This window comes from Streptomyces sp. NPDC033174, assembly GCF_055577795.1.
Window position 1 is genome coordinate 266937 of sequence record NZ_JBVIPQ010000005.1, and the last position, 19479, is coordinate 286415.

The window sequence follows — 19479 nt, forward strand, 5'->3', positions numbered from 1 at the left end:
GGTGCGGGTTCGCCGTTCTGTGCCGTTTCGCGCTGATGGGCCGGGCCGGACGGGGAACCGACCCGGAGGAGAAGATCCACCATTCTGCCATCAGGTGTTCACCCGTCGAACACACACCTGACGACGGATGCCCGCCCCCACCATGTGGGAACGGGCACCCGCGCGCGGTAAACCGGTCCGGCTAGGCCGGGACGCTCGCCACGCCCTGCTCCAGGAACGGCTTGCCGTTCACCCGCTGGGAGACACCCTCGCGGTCCAGGTACGGCGTGATGCCGCCCAGGTGGAAGGGCCAGCCGGCGCCCGTGATCAGGCAGAGGTCGATGTCCTGCGCCTCGGCGACGACACCCTCCTCCAGCATCAGGCCGATCTCCTGCGCCACCGCGTCCAGGACACGGTCACGGACCTGCTGCTCCGTCAGGACGGTGTCGCCCTGCTTGAGCAGCGCGGCGACCTCGGGATCCAGCTCCGGCTTCCCGGAGTCGTAGACGTAGAAGCCGCGCTTGCCCGCCTCGACGACGGCCTTGAGGTTCGGCGACACCGTGAAGCGGTCCGGGAAGGCCCCGTTGAGGGTCTCCGAGACGTGCAGACCGATCGCCGGGCCGACGAGCTCCAGGAGCACCAGCGGGGACATCGGCAGACCGAGCGGCTCGATGGCCTTCTCCGCGGTCTCGACCGGCGTGCCCTCGTCGATGACGTTCTGGATCTCGCCCATGAAGCGGGTCAGGATGCGGTTCACGACGAACGCCGGGGCGTCCTTCACCAGGACCGCGGTCTTCTTGAGCTTCTTGGCGACACCGAACGCGGTCGCCAGCGACGCGTCGTCCGTCTTCTCGCCGCGCACGATCTCCAGGAGCGGGAGGATCGCGACCGGGTTGAAGAAGTGGAAGCCGACGACCCGCTCCGGGTGCTGGAGCTTCGAGGCCATCTCCGACACCGACAGCGACGAGGTGTTGGTGGCGAGGATCGCGTGCGCCGGGGCGACCGCCTCGACCTCCGCGAACACCTTCTGCTTGACCGACATCTCCTCGAACACGGCCTCGATGATGAAGTCCGCGTCCGCGAAGCCCTCGGCCTTGTCCAGGACGCCGGTCACCAGCGCCTTGAGGCGGTTGGCCTTGTCCTGGTTGATGCGGCCCTTGCCGAGCAGCTTCTCGATCTCGGCGTGGACATAGCCCACACCCTTGTCGACGCGCTCCTGGTCGATGTCGGTCAGGACGACCGGCACCTCGAGGCGGCGCAGGAAGAGCAGGGCCAGCTGCGAGGCCATCAGACCGGCGCCGACGACACCGACCTTGGAGACCGGACGCGCCAGCGACTTGTCCGGGGCGCCGGCGGGGCGCTTGCCGCGCTTCTGCACCAGGTTGAAGGCGTAGATGCCGGACCGCAGTTCGCCACCCATGATCAGGTCGGCGAGCGCGGTGTCCTCGGCGTCGAAGCCCTTCTGGAGGTCGCCGTCCTTGGAGGCGGCGATGACGTCCAGCGCGCGGTACGCGGCCGGAGCGGCGCCGTGCACCTTGGAGTCCGCGATGAAGCGGCCGCGCGCGACGGCCTGGTCCCAGGCCTCGCCGCGGTCGACCTCGGCGCGCTCGACCACGATCTCGCCCTTGAGGACGGACGCGGTCCAGATCAGCGACTGCTCGAGGAAGTCGGCGCCCTCGAAGAGCGCGTCGGCGATACCGAGGTCGTAGACCTGCGCGCCCTTGAGCTGCTTGTTCTGGTTGAGCGAGTTCTCGATGATCACCGAGACCGCGCGGTCCGCGCCGATCAGGTTCGGCAGGATCGTGCAGCCGCCCCAGCCCGGGACGAGACCGAGGAAGACCTCGGGCAGCGAGAACGCCGGCAGCGCCTTGGAGACGGTGCGGTAGGTGCAGTGCAGACCGACCTCGACACCGCCGCCCATCGCCGCGCCGTTGTAGTACGCGAACGTCGGCACCGCGAGCGCGGACAGCCGCTTGAAGACGTCGTGGCCGCCCTTGCCGATGGCCAGCGCGTCCTCGTGCCGCTTCAGCAGCTCGACGCCCTTGAGGTCGGCGCCGACCGCGAAGATGAACGGCTTGCCGGTGATGCCGACACCGACGATGTCGCCGTTCGCCGCCTCGGCCTCCACCTGGTCGATGGCGACATTCAGGTTCGCCAGCGACTGGGGGCCGAAGGTGGTCGGCTTGGTGTGGTCGAAGCCGTTGTCCAGCGTGATCAGCGCGAACCGGCCCGCACCCGCGGGCAGTTCGAAGTGACGTACGTGGGCGCTGGTGACGACCTCGTCCGGGAACAGCTCGGCCGCGCCCTTCAAAAGCTCAGCGGTGGTGCTCACTTGCTGCCTCCGGCGTCCTTGTGGTGCGGGTTCTCCCAGATGACCGTGGCGCCCATGCCGAAGCCGACGCACATGGTGGTGAGGCCGTAGCGGACCTCCGGCTGCTCCTCGAACTGGCGGGCCAGCTGCGTCATCAGACGGACGCCGGAGGAGGCCAGCGGGTGACCGTACGCGATCGCGCCACCGTACTGGTTGACGCGCGCGTCGTCGTCGGCGATGCCGTAGTGGTCCAGGAAGGCCAGGACCTGGATGGCGAACGCCTCGTTGATCTCGAAGAGGTTGATGTCCTCGATCGACAGACCCGCCTTGGCGAGGGCCTTCTCGGTCGCGGGGATCGGGCCGTAGCCCATGACCTCGGGCTCGACGCCGGCGAAGGCGTACGAGACGAGACGCATCTTGACGGGCAGGCCGTTCTCGCGGGCGAAGTCCTCGGACGCGATGATCGACGCGGTGGCACCGTCGTTGAGACCGGCGGCGTTGCCGGCCGTGACGCGGCCGTGCGTACGGAACGGCGTCTTCAGCCCGGCGAGGCTCTCCAGGGTCGTACCCGGGCGCATCGGCTCGTCGGCGGTGACCAGGCCCCAGCCGGTTTCCCCGGCCTCCGGGCTGGTGCGGCGCACCGAGATCGGCACCAGGTCCTGCTGGATCTTGCCGTTGGCGTACGCCTTGGCGGCCTTCTCCTGCGAGCGCACGGCGTACTCGTCGGCGCGCAGCTTGGTGATGTGCGGGTAGCGGTCGTGCAGGTTCTCCGCCGTCATGCCCATGAACAGGGCGGACTCGTCGACCAGCTTCTCGCTGACGAACCGCGGGTTCGGGTCGACGCCCTCGCCCATCGGGTGGCGGCCCATGTGCTCGACACCACCGGCGATGACGGCGTCGTACGCGCCGAAGGCGATGGAACCGGCGACCGACGTCACGGCGGTCAGCGCGCCCGCGCACATACGGTCGATGGAGTAACCGGGCACGGACTGCGGCAGACCGGCGAGGATGCCCGCGGTGCGGCCGAGGGTCAGGCCCTGGTCACCGATCTGCGTGGTGGCCGCGATGGCGACCTCGTCGATCTTCGCGGGGTCGAGCTCCGGGTTGCGCCGCAGCAGCTCCCGGATCGCCTTCACGACAAGATCGTCGGCCCGGGTCTCGTGGTAGATGCCCTTCGGGCCCGCCTTGCCGAACGGGGTGCGGACGCCGTCGACGAAGACGACGTCCCTGACGGTACGAGGCACGATGGCTCTCCTCCAGGGTGCGGGGTGGCACTGCTGCGGGCACGCGACTAAGCGCGCGCTTGCTGCCCCCATGCTACTTGTGGGTAACCAAGCTGCCCAGCCCCTGCGCCGGGAGCGGCGAACGTCACACCGCCCACTCGTACGACGTGGCCCCCGGCCGGGGGACCGAGGGCCACGTGTTCCCGGGCCGGGAAGGGGTCAGGGGGCCGCCGCCAGCGCGCCGGCCAGCAGCGGGGCCGCGAGGTCGACCTGCCACTGGCGGGCGCCGTACGCGGTCAGCGCGTCCGCGACGGCGGTCACCGAGGCGTCCGCCGGCGGTTCCCAGCAGACCCGGCGGACCGTGTCCGGCGCGATCAGGTTCTCCTGCGGCAGGCTCAGCTCCTCGGCGAGCGTCGAGACCGCGGCGCGCGCCGCCGAGAGCCGGGCCGCGGCCGCGGGGTCCTTGTCCGCCCAGGAGCGCGGCGGCGGCGGGCCGGCCACCTGCTGGCCCGGCTGCGGCAGCTCGGATTCCGGCAGCGCCTTGGCTCGGTCCACGGCCGCCTGCCACTGCTCCAGCTGCCTGCGGCCCATCCGGTGCCCGAACCCGGGCAGGGCCGTCAGCGCCTGAACGTTGGGCGGGACGGCCAGAGCCGCCTCGACGATCGCCGCGTCACTGAGCACCTTGCCCGGCGACACGTCACGGCGTTGTGCCACCGCGTCCCGGGTCGTCCACAGCTCCCGTACGACCGCCATCTGGCGGCGGCGGCGGACCTTGTGCATCCCGGACGTCCGGCGCCAGGGGTCCTTGCGCGGTGGAGCGGGCGGCGCCGAGGCGATCGCCTCGAACTCCTGCAGGGCCCACTCCAGCTTCCCCTGCCGGTCGAGCTCCTTCTCCAGTGCGTCACGCAGGTCGACGAGCAGCTCGACGTCCAGCGCGGCGTACCGGAGCCAGGGCTCGGGCAGCGGGCGGGTGGACCAGTCCACCGCGGAGTGGCCCTTCTCCAGCGCGAACCCGAGGACGCTCTCCACCATCGCGCCGAGGCCGACCCGCGGGAAGCCCGCGAGGCGCCCGGCCAGCTCGGTGTCGAACAGCCGGGTCGGGACCATGCCTATTTCGCGCAGGCAGGGCAGGTCCTGGGTCGCGGCGTGCAGGATCCACTCGCTGCCGGCGAGCGCCTCGCCGAGCCCGGAGAGGTCCGGGCAGCCCACCGGGTCGATCAGCGCGCTGCCCGCGCCCTCGCGGCGCAGCTGTACGAGATAGGCGCGCTGGCCGTAGCGGTAGCCGGAGGCACGCTCGGCGTCGACGGCCACCGGACCGCTTCCTGCGGCGAAGGCGGCGATGACTTCCCGCAGGGCGTCGTCCGTCGCGACCACCGGCGGGATGCCCTCGCGGGGCTCCAGCAGCGGGATCGGCAGCCCATTCGCAGGGACGTCGTCGTCCGGGGGAGCGCCCCCGGTGGTTCGCAGTGCTGTCTCTGCTGCGGTGTCTTGGGCGTCGGTCACATGTCAAGGGTATCTGTGAACGGACGGCGCCCGTCGACGGAACGTTCCGTCGACGGGCGCCGATGTTTCGTCAACCTGTCAGTGAATGATCCCGGTGCGCAGGGCCACGGCGACCATTCCGGCCCGGTCGCCGGTGCCGAGCTTGCGGGCGATGCGGGCCAGGTGGCTCTTGACGGTCAGTGCGGACAGGCCCATCGAGACGCCGATGGCCTTGTTGGACTGGCCTTCGGCGACGAGGCGGAGGACCTCGACCTCACGGCCGGAGAGTTCGCGGTAGCCGCCCGGGTGGCTCGGGGCGCCGGGGGGCCGGCGGTGCATACGGGCGGCGGCGGCGCCGATGGGGGCGGCGCCGGGGCGGGTGGGGTGGCCGATGTTGGTTCTCGTACCGGTGACGACGTAGCCCTTGACTCCGCCCGCGAGGGCGTTGCGTACGGCGCCGATGTCGTCCGCCGCCGACAGGGCCAGGCCGTTGGGCCAGCCGGCCGCGCGGGTCTCGGACAGCAGGGTCAGCCCGGAACCGTCGGGCAGGTGGACGTCGGCCACGCAGATGTCGCGCGGGTTGCCGACGCGGGGACGGGCCTCCGCGATGGACGACGCCTCGATGACGTCACGCACTCCGAGGGCCCACAGGTGGCGGGTGACGGTGGAACGGACGCGCGGGTCGGCCACGACGACCATGGCCGTCGGCTTGTTCGGGCGGTAGGCGACCAGGCTTGCGGGCTGCTCGAGGAGAACGGACACCAGGCCTCCTGGAAAGGGGGTGCGGGACGGAGCCGGCTCGGGGAAGAGAAGCCGGGGGCGAACCCGTGCTTGAAGGGTCATTGACCTCTTCGGCAGGTACCTTCTCCTCCTTTAGAGAAAGATCACGATTTGGTGAGTAACAATTGGTGCAATTCGGACGCGTGATCGATCATCCTACGAGTGAGCCGCACGGATGGACCCCAGCGAAGAGCCCCCGGCGCATCGCACCGGGGGCGGCATCCTAGGGCCTGTCTTCGCACTTGCCGGGCCCGCGCGGGCCTCGCTCCCGGCTACGTCTGCTGCGGCCCTCGGCGCTGTGGCAGCGACACCACACCCGCGGCCGTGCCCGTCTCCGCCGGCCCCGCGCCGACCGGCGGCAGGCCCGCGATCTGGCAGAGCAGATCGCACCAGGCCGCCAGGTGCGCCGCCGTGTCCGGGACCCCGCCGTGGCCCTCGCGCGGCGTCCAGGACGCCCTGATCTCGATCTGGGTCGCCGGCAGCCGTTCCGCCAGTCCACCGAAATAGTGAGACCCCGCACGGGTGACGGTGCCGCTCGCCTCCCCGTAGGCCAGGCCGCGCGCCTCCAGCGCGCCGGTCAGCCACGACCAGCAGACCTCCGGCAGCAGCGGGTCGGCCGCCATCTCCGGCTCCAGCTCCGCCCGTACCAGAGTCACCAGCCGGAACGTGCCCTGCCAGGCCTCATGGCCGTCCGGATCGTGCAGCAGGACCAGCCGGCCGTCTGCGAGATCCTCCTCGCCCTCGACGACCGCCGCCTCCAGTGCGTACGCGTACGGGGCGAGGCGCTGCGGCGGCCGGGTCGGGTCGACCTCGATCTCCGGGCGCAGCCTCGCGGCCCGCAGCGCCTCCACCGCCAGTCGGAAGGTGGGTGGGACGGAGTTCCCTTCTGTGCTCTCCGTGCCTTCGGTGCCGTCGGAATGATCGGAAAACTGTCCCTGAGCCGCAGCCATGCGGGGAAGAGTAGGCGGAACGGGGGCCTCGCGCAGGGAGGGACACCCGGCCCGGCCCGGCCGCTTGCCCGCACATGCGAAGATTCTGGGCGTGAGTGCCAACCGCCCCTCGGGCCAGCAGACGCAGACGTACGACTCCCCGTTCATGAAGGCGTGCCGCCGGGAGCCCGTGCCGCACACGCCGGTGTGGTTCATGCGGCAGGCCGGACGCTCGCTGCCCGAGTACCTGAAGGTGCGCGAGGGCATCCCGATGCTCGACTCGTGCATGATGCCCGAGCTCGTCACCGAGATCACCCTGCAGCCGGTGCGGCGCCACAAGGTCGACGCGGCGATCTACTTCAGCGACATCGTGGTGCCCCTCAAGGCCATCGGTATCGACCTGGACATCAAGCCCGGCGTCGGACCCGTCGTCGCCGACCCCATCCGCACCCGCGCCGACCTGGCCCGGCTGCGCGACCTGACCCCGGAGGACGTCCACTACGTCACCGAGGCCATCGGGATGCTCACCGGCGAGCTGGGCCCGACCCCGCTGATCGGCTTCGCGGGCGCGCCCTTCACCCTGGCCAGCTACCTCGTCGAGGGCGGCCCGTCGCGCAACCACGAGCACACCAAGGCGCTCATGTACGGCGACCCCGAACTCTGGGCGGACCTGCTCGACCGTCTCGCCGAGATCACCGCCGCCTTCCTCAAGGTCCAGATCGAGGCGGGCGCCTCGGCCGTGCAGCTCTTCGACTCCTGGGTCGGCGCGCTGGCCCCCGCCGACTACCGCCGCTCGGTGATGCCCGCCTCCACGAAGGTCTTCGACGCGGTCGCCTCCTACGGCGTCCCGCGCATCCACTTCGGTGTGGGGACGGGCGAGCTGCTCGGCCTCATGGGCGAGGCCGGAGCCGACGTCGTCGGCGTGGACTGGCGCATCCCGCTGGACGAGGCCGCCCGGCGCGTCGGCCCCGGCAAGGCGCTCCAGGGCAACCTCGACCCGGCCGTCCTGTTCTCCACCACCGACGCCGTCGAGACCAAGACCCGCGAGGTCCTGGACGCCGCGTCCGGTCTGGAGGGGCACATCTTCAACCTGGGCCACGGCGTCCTGCCGACGACGGACCCGGACGCGCTGACGCGTCTGGTGGAGTACGTCCACACGCAGACCGCGCGCTGACGCCACCGCGCTCGCCGCCGGGGGACCGGCGGTGAGCGCCGAGGAACACCGGTACGCAGGACCCGCTCAGCCCTCCGCCCGAACCGCCGCCAGCGCCTTGCGGGCCGCCACCAGCACCGGGTCCCACACCGGTGAGAACGGCGGCGCGTAGCCCAGGTCCAGGGCCGTCATCTGCTCCACCGTCATCCCCGCCGTCAGCGCCACCGCGGCGATGTCCACCCGCTTCGCGGCGCCCTCCCGGCCGACGATCTGCACGCCGAGGAGACGGCCCGTGCGGCGCTCGGCCAGCATCTTCACCGTCATCGGGGCGGCTCCGGGGTAGTACCCGGCGCGGCTGGTCGACTCGATGGTCACCGCCACGTACCGCAGGCCGACCTCGCGGGCCTCCTTCTCCCGCAGGCCCGTGCGGGCGATCTCCAGCGCGCACACCTTGCTCACGGCCGTGCCGACCACCCCGGGGAACGTCGCGTACCCGCCGCCCACGTTCGCGCCGATGACCTGACCGTGCTTGTTGGCGTGGGTGCCCAGCGCGATGTGGCGCTCACGGCCCGACACCAGGTCGAGGACCTCGACACAGTCGCCGCCCGCCCAGATGTTCTCGTGCCCCCGCACCCGCATCGACAGGTCGGTGAGCAGCCCCCCGTGCACACCGAGCGGCAGCCCCGCCGCCCGCGCCAGCGTCGTCTCCGGTTCCACGCCCATGCCCAGGACCACCACGTCCGCCGGATACTCGGCGTCGTCGGTGCAGACCGCGCGGACCCGGCCGTCCTCACTCGTGAGGATCTTGGTGACGGCCGACCCGCCGACGGTGGTGATCCCCAGACCGTCCATCGCCTCGTGGACCAGCCGGCCCATGTCGGGGTCGAGGGTGGCCATCGGCTGCTCGCCGCGGTTGAGGACGGTCACCTCGTAGCCCCGGTTCAGCAGCGCCTCCGCCATCTCCACACCGATGTACCCGGCGCCCACAACGACCGCCCGCCGTCCCCGCGCGGCCGACAGCGAGTCCAGCAGCGCCTGGCCGTCGTCGAGGGTCTGCACGCCGTGCACGCCTGCCGCGTCCATGCCCGGCAGATCCGGCCGCACCGGCCTGGCGCCGGTGCCGATGACCAGCTTGTCGAAGCCGGTCCAGCTCTCCTCGCCGGACTCCAGGTCCCGCACCCGCACCCGCTGCCCCGGCACGTCCAGCTCGGTCACCTCGGCCCGCATCCGCAGATCGATCGACCGCTCGCGGTGTTCCTCGGGCGTACGGGCGATCAACTCGTCGCGGTCCCCGACGTCACCGCCCACCCAGTACGGGATCCCGCACGCCGAGTACGAGGTGAAGTGACCGCGCTCGAAGGCGACGATCTCCAGCTCCTCGGGGCTCTTGTGCCTGCGGGCCTGTGAGGCGGCGGACATGCCCGCCGCGTCGCCTCCGACGACCACCAGTCGCTCTGTCATGCGAACACGCTACGTCCGGGCGCCGGTTGAGTCCCGTCCGTGTGTCACCTCGGGGCGCTGCCACCGGCCGGCGGGCGTTTGAGACAGTGGGGTCATGCACACACGCACGGGCCATGTCGTCGTCATCGGAGGCGGCATCGCCGGCCTCGCCGCCGCCCACCGGCTGCTCTCCGCCGGGGTACGCGTCACCCTGCTGGAGGCCTCCGACCGGCTCGGCGGCAAGCTGCACACCGGCGAGATCGAGGGCGTCCCCGTCGACCTGGGCGCCGAGTCGATGCTCGCCCGCCGCCCCGAGGCGATCGACCTGGCGCGTGCCGTCGGCCTGGGAGAGCGGCTCCAGCCGCCCGCCACCACCACCGCGTCCGTCTGGACCCGCGACGCCCTGCGGCCCATGCCCAAGGGCCATGTCATGGGCGTGCCGGGCGACGCCAGGGCTCTCGGGGACCTGCTCTCCGCCGACGGTCTGCGCCGCGTCGGCCAGGACCAGGAGCTGGCGCCCACCGAGATCGGCGACGACGTCGCCATCGGCGCGTACGTCGCCGCCCGCATGGGCCACGAGGTCGTCGACCGGCTCGTCGAGCCCCTGCTCGGCGGGGTCTATGCCGGAGACTCCTACCGGCTCTCCATGCGGGCCGCCGTCCCGAGGCTCTTCGACGAGGCCCGCACCCACCGCACGCTCACCGAGGCGGTGCGCGCCGTCCAGCGGGCCGGTGCCCAGCCGGCCGACGTGGCCGGGTCCGGCGCCGCGCAGCCCGCCGCGGCGTTCATGGGCATCGACGGGGGCATCGGCACGCTGCCCCTGGCCGTCGCCGACGCCGTCCGCGCCCAGGGCGGCGACATCCACACCGAGACGCCCGTCCTCGGCCTCACCCGGGCCGCCGACGGCTGGCACATCCGGACCGACACCGGAGTCGTCACCGCCGACGCGGTGATCCTCGCGACCCCCGCGTGGTCCGCCTCCGCGCTTCTCTCGGCCGTGTCGCCGACCGCCTCCGCCGAACTCGGCGAGGTCGAGTACGCGTCCATGGCCCTGGTGACCCTGGCCTTCCGGCGCGCCGACATCGACGCCCTGCCCGGCTCGGGCTTTCTCGTACCGCCCGTCGACGGCCACACCATCAAGGCGTCCACCTTCTCCACCCAGAAATGGGAGTGGGTCTCCAGCCGCGCGCCCGACCTCTTCGTGCTCCGCACCTCGGTCGGCCGCTACGGCGAGGAGGAGCAGCTGAACCGCGAGGACGCCGACCTCGTGTCCGTCTCCCTCAAGGACCTCGGCGCCGCCACCGGCCTCGCGGCGAAGCCCGTGGCCACCGAGGTCACCCGATGGATCGGCGGCCTGCCGCAGTACCCGGTCGGCCACCTCGCGCGCGTCGCGCGCATCCGGGAGGCCGTCGCCGGCCTGCCCGGCCTGCGTCTGTGCGGCGCGGTGTACGAGGGCGTCGGCATCCCGGCGTGCGTCGCGAGCGCCCACCGCGCCGCGGACGAGATCATCGCCACGCCCACCCTGGCGCGGGGCACGCTGAGCGACAGGCGAGAATAGCCGTATGAGTGCGCCCGAAAAGATCCCGAACGCCGGTAAGAAGGCGAAGGACCTCAACGAGGTCATCCGCTACACCCTGTGGTCCGTCTTCAAGCTGCGCGACGTCCTGCCCGAGGACCGGACCGGCTACGCCGACGAGGTCCAGGAGCTGTTCGACCAGCTCGCCGCCAAGGACATCACCGTCCGTGGCACGTACGACGTGTCCGGCCTGCGCGCCGACGCCGACGTCATGATCTGGTGGCACGCCGAGACCTCGGACGAGCTCCAGGAGGCGTACAACCTCTTCCGCCGCACCAGGCTGGGCCGTTCCCTCGAGCCGGTCTGGTCGAACATGGCGCTGCACCGCCCCGCCGAGTTCAACAAGTCGCACATCCCGGCGTTCCTGGCCGACGAGACGCCGCGCGACTACGTCAGCGTCTACCCCTTCGTGCGCTCCTACGACTGGTACCTGCTGCCGGACGAGGACCGCCGCCGGATGCTCGCGGACCACGGCAAGATGGCCCGTGGCTTCCCCGACGTCCGCGCCAACACGGTCGCCTCCTTCTCGCTCGGCGACTACGAGTGGCTGCTGGCCTTCGAGGCCGACGAGCTGTACCGCATCGTCGACCTGATGCGTCATCTGCGGGCCTCCGAGGCGCGGATGTACGTCCGCGAGGAGATCCCGTTCTACACCGGCCGCCGCAAGTCGGTCGCCGACCTGGTGGCGGGCCTGGCCTGACGGCCGACGACCTGGTGGTGGGCCCCCGACCAGAGCCCACCACCCCTTGACCCGGAAGATCAGACGGCGGGCGGATGCCCGGGCAGCATGCCCGGTTCACGCGCCACCCGCCGCTCCAGCGACACCGGGTCCGGCTCCTGGTGCGGCGCGCACGCAGCGCGCCGCACCGGCGTCTGCCCATGGAGGAGATAGTTCTCCAGGTGGCGGTTGACGCAGGCGTTGGGGCCGGCCGCCACCCCGTGCGTTCCGGCGCCCTGCTCGGTGACGAGCACCGACCCCGCCAGCCGCCGCTGAAGCTCCAGCGCCCCCTCGTACGGTGTGGCCGCGTCGCGCTCGGCGGCCAGAATCAGAACCGGCGGCAGCGCGCCCGGCGCGGTCCGGACGTCCAGCGGCTTCTGCCGGGGCGCCGACCAGTACGCGCACGGCAGATTCATCCAGGCGTTGTCCCACGTCTCGAACGGCGCGGCCTTCGCGAGCGCGGTGTTGTCACGGTCCCAGACCGCCCAGTCCGTCGGCCAGGACGCGTCATTGCACTCGACGGCCGTGTAGACCGCGTTCCCGTTCTCCTCCTCCACCGCGTCCGCCTCGCGCGGCGACGCCTGGTCGATCAGCTGCTTCGCATCGCCGCTCAGATACTTCGACAGGGCGGTGGCCCGCATCGGCCAGTAGTCGTCGTAGTACGCGGCCTTCAGGAACGCGGCGTGCAGCTGGCCCGGACCGACCTTTCCGCCGGCCGGGCGCTCGGCGAGCCGGGCGCGGGCCTTCTCGTAGTTCCGCCCGACCTCCTCGGCCGTGGTGCCGAGCTCGTACGTCTTGTGATGCCTGGCCACCCACCCCCGGAAGTCCGCCCAGCGCCGCTCGAACGCCGGTGACTGGTCGAGGTTGTTGCGGTACCAGATCTGCCCGGGGGCAGGGTGCACCGCCGAGTCGAAGACCATGCGGCGTACGTGCCCGGGGAAGAGCGTCGCGTACAGCGCGCCGAAGTACGTCCCGTACGAGGCGCCCATGAACGTCAGCTTCCGCTCACCCAGCGCCGCCCGCAGCACCTCCAGATCGCGGGCGTTGTTGAGGGAGGTGTAGTGGCGCAGCGCCTCACCGCCCCCGCGCGCGCAGCCCTGCGCATAGGCCTTCGCCTGCGCGATCCGCTCCAGCTTGTACGAGGGGGACGGCTCGGTCGGCGCCTGTGTGGGCGCCTTGAGGAAGTCGGCCGGGTCCTGGCAGGAGAGCGGCGCGGAACGGGCGACGCCGCGCGGCGCGTACCCCACCAGGTCGTACGCTCCGGCGATCCGCTTCCACTCGGGCAGCCGGGCCGCCATCGGGAAGTACATCGAGGAGGCGCCGGGGCCCCCGGGGTTGTAGATCAGCGCTCCCTGCCGCTGGGCCTTCCTGCCCGTGGCCCGCCCCCGGCTCACGGTCAGCGAGATGCGGCGGCCGTCCGGCTCGGCGTAGTCGAGCGGGACCTGGACCGTGCCGCACAGCACCGACGACGGCAGCTTCTCCACGGCGGGGCAGGGACCGAAGGAGACACCTGCCCTGGCGGCCCGCTCGGCGGCCAGTGCGGTGCCGCGTGCTTCGGCGGTGGTCACGTCGAGCCCTCCGGCGGGGGCGACGGCGAGGGCGGACAGCACCAGTGATCCGAGTGCTCCGTACAGGGCGACGGCTCTCATCGAGCTCCCTTCGTACGACACGGCGCCGTGGGCGGCGCCGGGGGACAGAAGGGATCGTTGGCGGGGCGGCCGGTGAAAGTAAAGGATCTCCGTGCGGTGTCGGGACCAATGACTCCGATGCGCCCCCGGCCGCCCGCGAGCGGCCGGGTCAGTGGTCGGGCCGCGCCCCTCCGCGGCCGTCGATCGCCGCCCGCAACCGCGGATCGTCCAGGGCCTGCACACCGCCCATGGCGACGGCCGTGAGCGGATCGTCGGGGGAGAGCGTGGAGAGCAGCGCCTGTCCGGTGGGGGAGGCCCAGCGGGTGTACGGATACACCTCCATCCGCGCTATCAGCAGACAGCCGGAGGTCAGTACCAGCGGCAGGGTGAACCAGGCGAGTTCGGTCACGGTGACCGTGCCGGGCAGCGCGGGCACCGCCCCCAACGCGAGGGTCAGGGTCAGCAACAGCGCCCCCCGCACCGCCCGCACGCAGGCGGCGACGCTGCGGCGGCCGCCCTCCGGCGCGGCCAGACCCGCGCTGACGAGCCGGTCGGCGAGGGCGCGCACGGCGTCGGCGGCGGCCACCACGGGCCGTATCGCGGCTGTTCTGTTCTGGCCGTCGGGGCCGATCGCCCCGATCACCGAACGCTCCAGGGCGTCCCTGCCCCGGGGGTCGACGACAGTGGCCCAGCCGGTGTGCGCGAGCAGGAGCCGGCGGTGGCGGTGCATCGACACCAGGGTCAGATCGGTGACCCGCAGGGGACCCCCGGAGAGGTACGCCGCCTCGGCCAGAGTCAGCTCACGGGCGTCCGCCTCGTCCGGCGGTCCGGGGGTCGCGGCTTCGAGGGCGGCCAGACAGAGGCGAGCACAACTGAGACCGGCCGCGACACACGCCACCAGCAGAAAGGGGACCCAGAGCATGGCGGAGTTCTACGGGAAGGGGCGGCGGCGCGCCACGGGTTTCTCAGTATACGGACGGGTGGTGACACTGCGTCACCGGCGGCGGGCCTCAGCCGGAACTGCTGGAACCCCCGCAGCTGGACCCCCCACCGCTCGAACTTCCGCAGCTCGACCCCCCGCCACTGGAACCCCCGCAACCGGACCCGCCGCTCGAACTTCCGCAGCCCGATCCGCCGCCCGAACCGCCGCCGGAACCGCAGCTGGACCCGCCGCAGCTCGATCCACCACCACCCCCACCGGAGCAGGAACCGCCCCCCTGCGGCCCGCCGGTGGCGCCGCAGCTCGACCCGCCGCCGCCGCTCGACGCACACCACACCGCGACCGGGAAGAGGTCCCCGGGCGACGAAGAGCCCGAGGAAGCCGGGAACGGCCGGCCGGAGCCACCGCCACGGCGCTGCCCGGACATCGCCGCGGCGGTCATCAACTGCGCCCGCAGCACGGGGTCGGGCACGGCCCGCAGGCCGCGCAGCGCCACCATGTGGCCGGCGTCGGGGTGGTAGACGTGGTCCCGGTGGTACTCGGCGGCGGCGCGCCGGCCGGCCGCGGTGATCCGTCCGGCGGCGTAACCACCGCAGAACAGCGCGAAGAGCGCCCCCGCGACCAGGGCCGGCAGCACCTTGAGGACGAAGAAGACATCGCCGTCGCGCTCGGCGTCGGTCATCACCCAGAAGGTGATCACCATCGAGACGGGGAACAGCGCGAGGCAGACGAGGCCCTGGGCGGTGGCCCACCGGACACCGGTCCGCCGGGCCGCCGGCGCCACCATGAGCCCGCGCGCGGCCAGCCCGTCGCCGATCTCCTGGACCGCGGGGTTGCGCATCACGGCCAGACGCAGGGTGTGCAGGGCGCCGTTGGGAGCCGAGGCGAGTTCGTGGAGCACCGCGCGCTCGACATGGTCGCGGGCGACCGGGCGGACCACGGCGACGATGCCGGGGCCGCCCACCTGGATCCGGCCGTCCTCCCGCATCGCCGCGAGAGCGGTGTCGACGACCCGCGCCGGTCCGCCGTTGAGGAAGGCGACCTCCGACAGATCGTGGACGGAACCGCCGGGCCCGCGCCGGACCGAGCGCGCGTGGACCAGCAGGAGGAGGGAGCTCACGGCGACGGCGACCCAGATCAGTACGGCGAGCGTGTTCATGCCGTTCACCCCCCGACCAGGGCGGCGCGGGCGGCGCGGACGAGTCGGATGGCCCTGCCGGGCGGCCGTGAACCGGCTCGGTCCCGCCACCAGCGTGTCAGCCGGCGCCGGGCGGCTGCGTCCGCGGGCAGGTCCGTAAGGAGGAGGTGCTCGGCGAAGTCCAGCGCGTCACGGCGGTAGCCGCCGCGCATCGGGCGGGTCCTGGCGTACGTGAGGAAGGCCGACCGGTAGCCGGCTCCGAGGATCTGCGGGAGTTCGGGCGCGACCTTGGCGACCACGTCGGCCCGCTTGGCGGCCAGCGCACGGCTCTGCACCCGCAGCCGCCGCGAGTCGAACCCCTCGGGTACGGGAGTTCCCGCGACGAGCGCGGACAGCAGAGCGGCCTGCGCGAGCCCCACGCGCTCCCGCGCCGCGTCGTCCTTCCGATCGGGCCCGGCCGGCGCCGTACGAGCGGCTGAGCCCGGCTCGGGCGGCCCGGCGAGCGCCGCCCCGGCACCCACAAGGGCGGGCTGGAGGGTCTCGCGCGCGACACCGGGCCGCGCGGCGGTGGCTGCCGCACGCGTACTCGCGCCCACGCCGACAGTCAGCGCGCCCGCGTCCGCACCGGCGGCGATCGGGCCGGCGCCCGCCGCGACAGCCCTCGCGCCCGCGCCCATGCCGACAGTCAGCGCGCCCGCGTCCGCACCGGCGGCGATCGGGCCCGCGCCCGCCGCGACAGCCCTCGCGCCCGCGCCCCCCGCGGCCTCCGCCGCGCTCAGCGTCGCGCCGATCGCCGTCAGTTCGGATGCCAGTTCTTCCGCCGGGGGGAAGTCGTCGTCCCGTTCCAGCAGGACGCCCGGCGGGGTCACGCGCGTGGCCAGGTCGTGGAGGATGTCCAGGACCGGGCGGGGGACCGGATGGGCGTGGGTGTCGTGCCAGACGCCGTCTCGTTCGACGCCGCCGGCGACATGGACGTACGCGATCGCCTCGACCGGCAGCTCGGACAGCGCCTTCGCCGGGTCCTCGCCCCGGTTGACGTGGTTCGTGTGGAGGTTCGCCACGTCGATCAGAAGCCGCACTCCGGTCCGCTCGACCAGCTCCGCCAGGAACTGCCCCTCGGTCAGCTCCTCTCCCGGCCAGGCGATCAGCGCCGCGATGTTCTCCAGCGCCAGGGGCACCGGCAGGGAGTCCTGGGCGATGCGGACGTTCTCACAGAGGACGTCCAGCGCGTCCCAGGTGCGGGGGACCGGCAGCAGATGACCGGCCTCCAGCGGCGCGGTGGCGGTGAGCGGCCCCCCGGCCCGCACGAACGCGATGTGCTCGGTGACCAGCGGCGCGCCCAGCGCCGTGGCCTTCGCTGCCAGCTCCGCGAGCCGCCCCGCGTCCGGGCGGTCCGCGCCGCCCAGGCCCAGCGAGACGCCGTGCGGGACGACCTTCGTGCCGCGGGCGAGCAGACGGGTCAGGGAATCGGGGAGATGCCCGGCGCAGATGTTCTCCGCGACGACCTCCACCCAGTCGATACCGGGCAGCGCCTCCACCGCGTCCGCCATCTCCGGACGCCACCCGATACCGATTCCGAGTTCACCTGCGAGCTTCGTCATGTCCCCTCCTCTGCGCCCCGTTGTGCGGCGGTGCAGGGGTGATGGCCCCGCCGGACGGCGGTGAACCCGAAGGAGGGGACGTTCAGAGCTTCATTTGAGGTTCCGCCGGGAGGAGCCCCGGGCCGGGCGCCTCAGGGGCGGTTGGTATTGATCGCCGTCGGCGGTCCCGGCTGGGTGGAGGGGCGTGAGGTGAAGGACTGGTCCGTGCCCGTCGGCACGGCCGGTGACGGGACGGGCGGCAGGTTCCCGTTCGGCGCGGGCGGTCCCGAGGGGCTCGCGGTCGCGCCGGACGCCGCCTCGTTGGCCAGTGCGTCGAAGTCGACCAGACCGGTCGCCTCCAGCATGGTGATGTGGTCGAGCACCGTCTGGTTGGCGTCGGTGGCCAGCTGCCGTATCAGGGTGTTACGGGTGGTGTGCCTGACCTGGGCGACCAGGGCGAAGACCTTGCCGTGCGCGTTGCGCAGCAGGTTGGCGAACTTCCGCTCGTACTCCTGGCCGCTCGCCGCCGACATCTCCCGCAGCCAGCCCTGCTGTTGCTCGTTCGGCTGGTTGGGCAGCTCGACGCCGAGCTTCGCCGCCACGTCACGGGCGCGCCGGTCGAGGTCGGTGTGGCCGACGACCAGATGGTCACCGGCCTCCTTGATCGCCTGGCTGGGGGCGCGCTCGATCGCCTGCTGGCCGGCGGGCAGCTCCCACAGCCCGGCCAGCCGGACCTTCACCAGGAAATCGCGGTCGGTCGCGGACAACGGTCCCCACTGGGTGGCCACACTCGACGCGTTGAGGTTGGCCTGCCCCGTGCCGGAGCGGTCGGCGTACGACCAGACGGGGAAGGCGAGCGCGCCGACTGTGGCGACGAGTGCCGCGATGATGAGTGCCGTCCCGTTGATGCGTCGCAACAATGTGCCTCCCGAGCCGAAATGTGACACAGCAGAATGAACAGCCAACCGTGCGGGTGTTCAACCTACTTGGCAGTATTGGGAGGTACGGATTCCAGTACGGTCCCGTTCAGAGGTTCAGTCGACTTCCGCCGTACGCTCCGTGACGCCGTGCGCGGTACGGTCACGGGCGACGAGCGGTACGACCGGAAAGTCCGAGACCACGGTGCACGAACCCGGGGCGATCTCCGTGAATCCCGCGTCCCGGACGACCGGCAGCCCGCTCGTCGTGAGCTCCGCCCACCGGTCCGGGCGCGCCGTACGCACCGCCAGCGGAAAGCCCGCCGCCCGCCACGCCGTGCGGTCCGCGTCGTCCATCTCCCACCACAGCAACTGGGCCCCGTGCCCCGCCTGAGCCATCGCCTTGCCGGCCGACATGTCGAGAGCGGGGTTGAGCCAGAGCAGCGCGTCCCCCGGGGCGGGCGTGCCCGGCGCGGCCGGGTCGTCCAGTTCGGTGCCGGACACCTGGAGCTTGGCGAGTTCCTTGGGCCAGCCGTCGAGCGGGACGGGCGGGAAGACCCGTACCTCCGCGGTGTCACCGGTGACGGTGATGCCGGGCAGCGCCGAGGCGCGGCGCCACTCCGCGCCGCGCGCCCGCCGAACCACCTTGCGGATCCGGGCGTCCTGCCAGTCGCGCATGACCTGCGCCCACTCTCCCTCCCCGGCCGACCGCTCGTCGGCGAGGATCGCCAGCACCGCGCGGGCGGCGGTCTCCAGCGCGTCGGTGCGGGCCGGGGGCGCGTCCTTCTCGATGCGTACCACCAGCGGAAGGACGAACTGGGGGGCCTCGTCGCGCGAGACGTTCACGGGTTCCTGGGCGTCATGGCTGCTCACCCGGCCAGTCTGCCATCGGCGTCGAAGCCCGTTCCTGGCGGAATGGGGACCGTTCCTGGTGGAATGAGGCCCGTTCTTGGCGGAATGGGGAGTTCCGGGACACCATGCCCGCATGAAGAGCGATCTTTTCTCCTCCGAGAACATGGCGCAGCAGGCGACCGTCCCCGGGATGACCCTGCAGAACGCCAAGTCCGTGAAGTACGCCGTCAACGGCGAGATGCACGCACGGCAGGGGGCGATGATCGCTTTCCGCGGCAATCTCCAGTTCGAGCGCAAGGGCCAGGGCATAGGCGGGATGCTCAAGCGCGCCGTCACCGGCGAGGGTCTGCCGCTCATGGCCGTCCGCGGCCAGGGCGAGGCCTGGTTCGCGCACGAGGCGCAGAACTGCTTCATCGTCGACGTCGACCAGGGCGACGCCCTGACCATCAACGGCCGCAACGTGCTGTGTTTCGACGCCACCCTGTCCTACGAGATCAAGACGGTGAAGGGCGCCGGAATGACCGGCGGCGGCCTCTTCAACAGCGTCTTCACCGGCTACGGCAAGCTCGCCGTCGTCTGTGAGGGCAACCCGATCGTCATACCCGTCTCGCCGCAGGCACCGGTCTTCGTCGACACCGACGCCGTGGTCGGCTGGAGCGCGCAGCTGCACACCTCGCTGCACCGCTCGCAGTCCATCGGCTCGATGATCCGCGGTGGTTCGGGCGAGGCGGTCCAGCTGAAGCTGGAGGGCGACGGCTTCGTGATCGTCCGGCCCAGCGAGCTCACGCCGCAGAAGGCATCGGCCAACTGAACGTCACACTGAGCCTCCAAGG

Annotated in this window: 16 protein-coding genes; 4 read left to right on the forward strand and 12 right to left on the reverse strand. The window is 72.2% G+C overall.

The features are described 5' to 3' along the window. Positions 1-181: 181 nt before the first annotated feature. The 5 genes from ACZ5VC_RS18015 to ACZ5VC_RS18035 all read right to left on the reverse strand — a co-directional run bounded on the left by ACZ5VC_RS18015 (position 182) and on the right by ACZ5VC_RS18035 (position 6725). On the reverse strand, positions 182-2311 hold the full coding sequence (locus tag ACZ5VC_RS18015) for a 3-hydroxyacyl-CoA dehydrogenase NAD-binding domain-containing protein (protein ID WP_469121003.1): 2130 nt from the start codon (positions 2309-2311) through the stop codon (positions 182-184). After that, positions 2308-3534, reverse strand: a complete 1227-nt coding sequence (locus ACZ5VC_RS18020; RefSeq protein ID WP_468704291.1) for a thiolase family protein — start codon at positions 3532-3534, stop codon at positions 2308-2310. The genes ACZ5VC_RS18015 and ACZ5VC_RS18020 overlap by 4 nt, the downstream gene beginning before the upstream one ends. 198 nt (positions 3535-3732) lie before the next feature. Next, entirely contained in the window at positions 3733-5016 is a 1284-nt protein-coding gene (locus ACZ5VC_RS18025; protein WP_469121004.1) for an HRDC domain-containing protein, read from the reverse strand. Between the two features lie 78 nt (positions 5017-5094). Further along, the gene (locus tag ACZ5VC_RS18030; protein ID WP_101390672.1) at positions 5095-5757 is read right to left on the reverse strand and encodes a helix-turn-helix transcriptional regulator; all 663 of its coding nucleotides are present in this window, start codon (positions 5755-5757) and stop codon (positions 5095-5097) included. A 290-nt stretch (positions 5758-6047) separates the two neighbouring features. Then, a complete protein-coding gene (locus tag ACZ5VC_RS18035) occupies positions 6048-6725 on the reverse strand; it encodes a DUF3000 domain-containing protein (RefSeq protein ID WP_469121005.1) in 678 nt (225 codons plus the stop codon). Positions 6726-6816: 91 nt separating this feature from the next. On the opposite strand from ACZ5VC_RS18035, the gene hemE reads away from it, so the two are divergent. Next, positions 6817-7878: a uroporphyrinogen decarboxylase gene (gene hemE, locus ACZ5VC_RS18040; RefSeq protein ID WP_469121006.1), complete on the forward strand. Its 1062-nt coding sequence runs from the start codon at positions 6817-6819 to the stop codon at positions 7876-7878. A 66-nt stretch (positions 7879-7944) separates the two neighbouring features. Here hemE and ACZ5VC_RS18045 read toward each other — a convergent pair whose 3' ends face one another. Further along, on the reverse strand, positions 7945-9318 hold the full coding sequence (locus ACZ5VC_RS18045) for an FAD-dependent oxidoreductase (protein WP_469121007.1): 1374 nt from the start codon (positions 9316-9318) through the stop codon (positions 7945-7947). A gap of 94 nt (positions 9319-9412) precedes the next feature. Between ACZ5VC_RS18045 and hemG the strand changes: the two genes are divergently transcribed. Together hemG and hemQ are read left to right on the forward strand one after the other, a co-directional pair. Further along, on the forward strand, positions 9413-10855 hold the full coding sequence (gene hemG, locus ACZ5VC_RS18050) for a protoporphyrinogen oxidase (protein WP_469121008.1): 1443 nt from the start codon (positions 9413-9415) through the stop codon (positions 10853-10855). A gap of 4 nt (positions 10856-10859) precedes the next feature. After that, positions 10860-11573: a hydrogen peroxide-dependent heme synthase gene (gene hemQ, locus ACZ5VC_RS18055; protein WP_468704279.1), complete on the forward strand. Its 714-nt coding sequence runs from the start codon at positions 10860-10862 to the stop codon at positions 11571-11573. Between the two features lie 59 nt (positions 11574-11632). On the opposite strand, the gene ACZ5VC_RS18060 is transcribed toward hemQ, so the two are convergent. The 6 genes from ACZ5VC_RS18060 to ACZ5VC_RS18085 form a co-directional block, all read right to left on the reverse strand. Then, on the reverse strand, positions 11633-13240 hold the full coding sequence (locus tag ACZ5VC_RS18060; protein WP_469121009.1) for an alpha/beta hydrolase: 1608 nt from the start codon (positions 13238-13240) through the stop codon (positions 11633-11635). Between the two features lie 148 nt (positions 13241-13388). Then, the gene (locus ACZ5VC_RS18065; protein ID WP_469121010.1) at positions 13389-14141 is read right to left on the reverse strand and encodes a TIGR04222 domain-containing membrane protein; all 753 of its coding nucleotides are present in this window, start codon (positions 14139-14141) and stop codon (positions 13389-13391) included. An 88-nt stretch (positions 14142-14229) separates the two neighbouring features. Next, complete coding sequence (locus tag ACZ5VC_RS18070; protein ID WP_469121011.1) at positions 14230-15318, reverse strand: TIGR04222 domain-containing membrane protein; 1089 nt, start codon at positions 15316-15318, stop codon at positions 14230-14232. Positions 15319-15323: 5 nt separating this feature from the next. After that, a complete protein-coding gene (locus ACZ5VC_RS18075; protein ID WP_469121012.1) occupies positions 15324-16898 on the reverse strand; it encodes an MbnB/TglH/ChrH family RiPP precursor modification enzyme in 1575 nt (524 codons plus the stop codon). Between the two features lie 131 nt (positions 16899-17029). Continuing rightward, positions 17030-17794: a DUF4142 domain-containing protein gene (locus tag ACZ5VC_RS18080; protein WP_469121013.1), complete on the reverse strand. Its 765-nt coding sequence runs from the start codon at positions 17792-17794 to the stop codon at positions 17030-17032. 117 nt (positions 17795-17911) lie between these two features. Beyond that, complete coding sequence (locus ACZ5VC_RS18085) at positions 17912-18667, reverse strand: peptidyl-tRNA hydrolase (protein ID WP_469121014.1); 756 nt, start codon at positions 18665-18667, stop codon at positions 17912-17914. Between the two features lie 112 nt (positions 18668-18779). Here ACZ5VC_RS18085 and ACZ5VC_RS18090 point away from each other — a divergent pair, with 112 nt between their 5' ends. Next, positions 18780-19457 (forward strand): AIM24 family protein, encoded by a 678-nt coding sequence (locus ACZ5VC_RS18090; RefSeq protein ID WP_469121015.1) that lies wholly within the window; start codon positions 18780-18782, stop codon positions 19455-19457. Positions 19458-19479 lie beyond the last annotated feature (22 nt).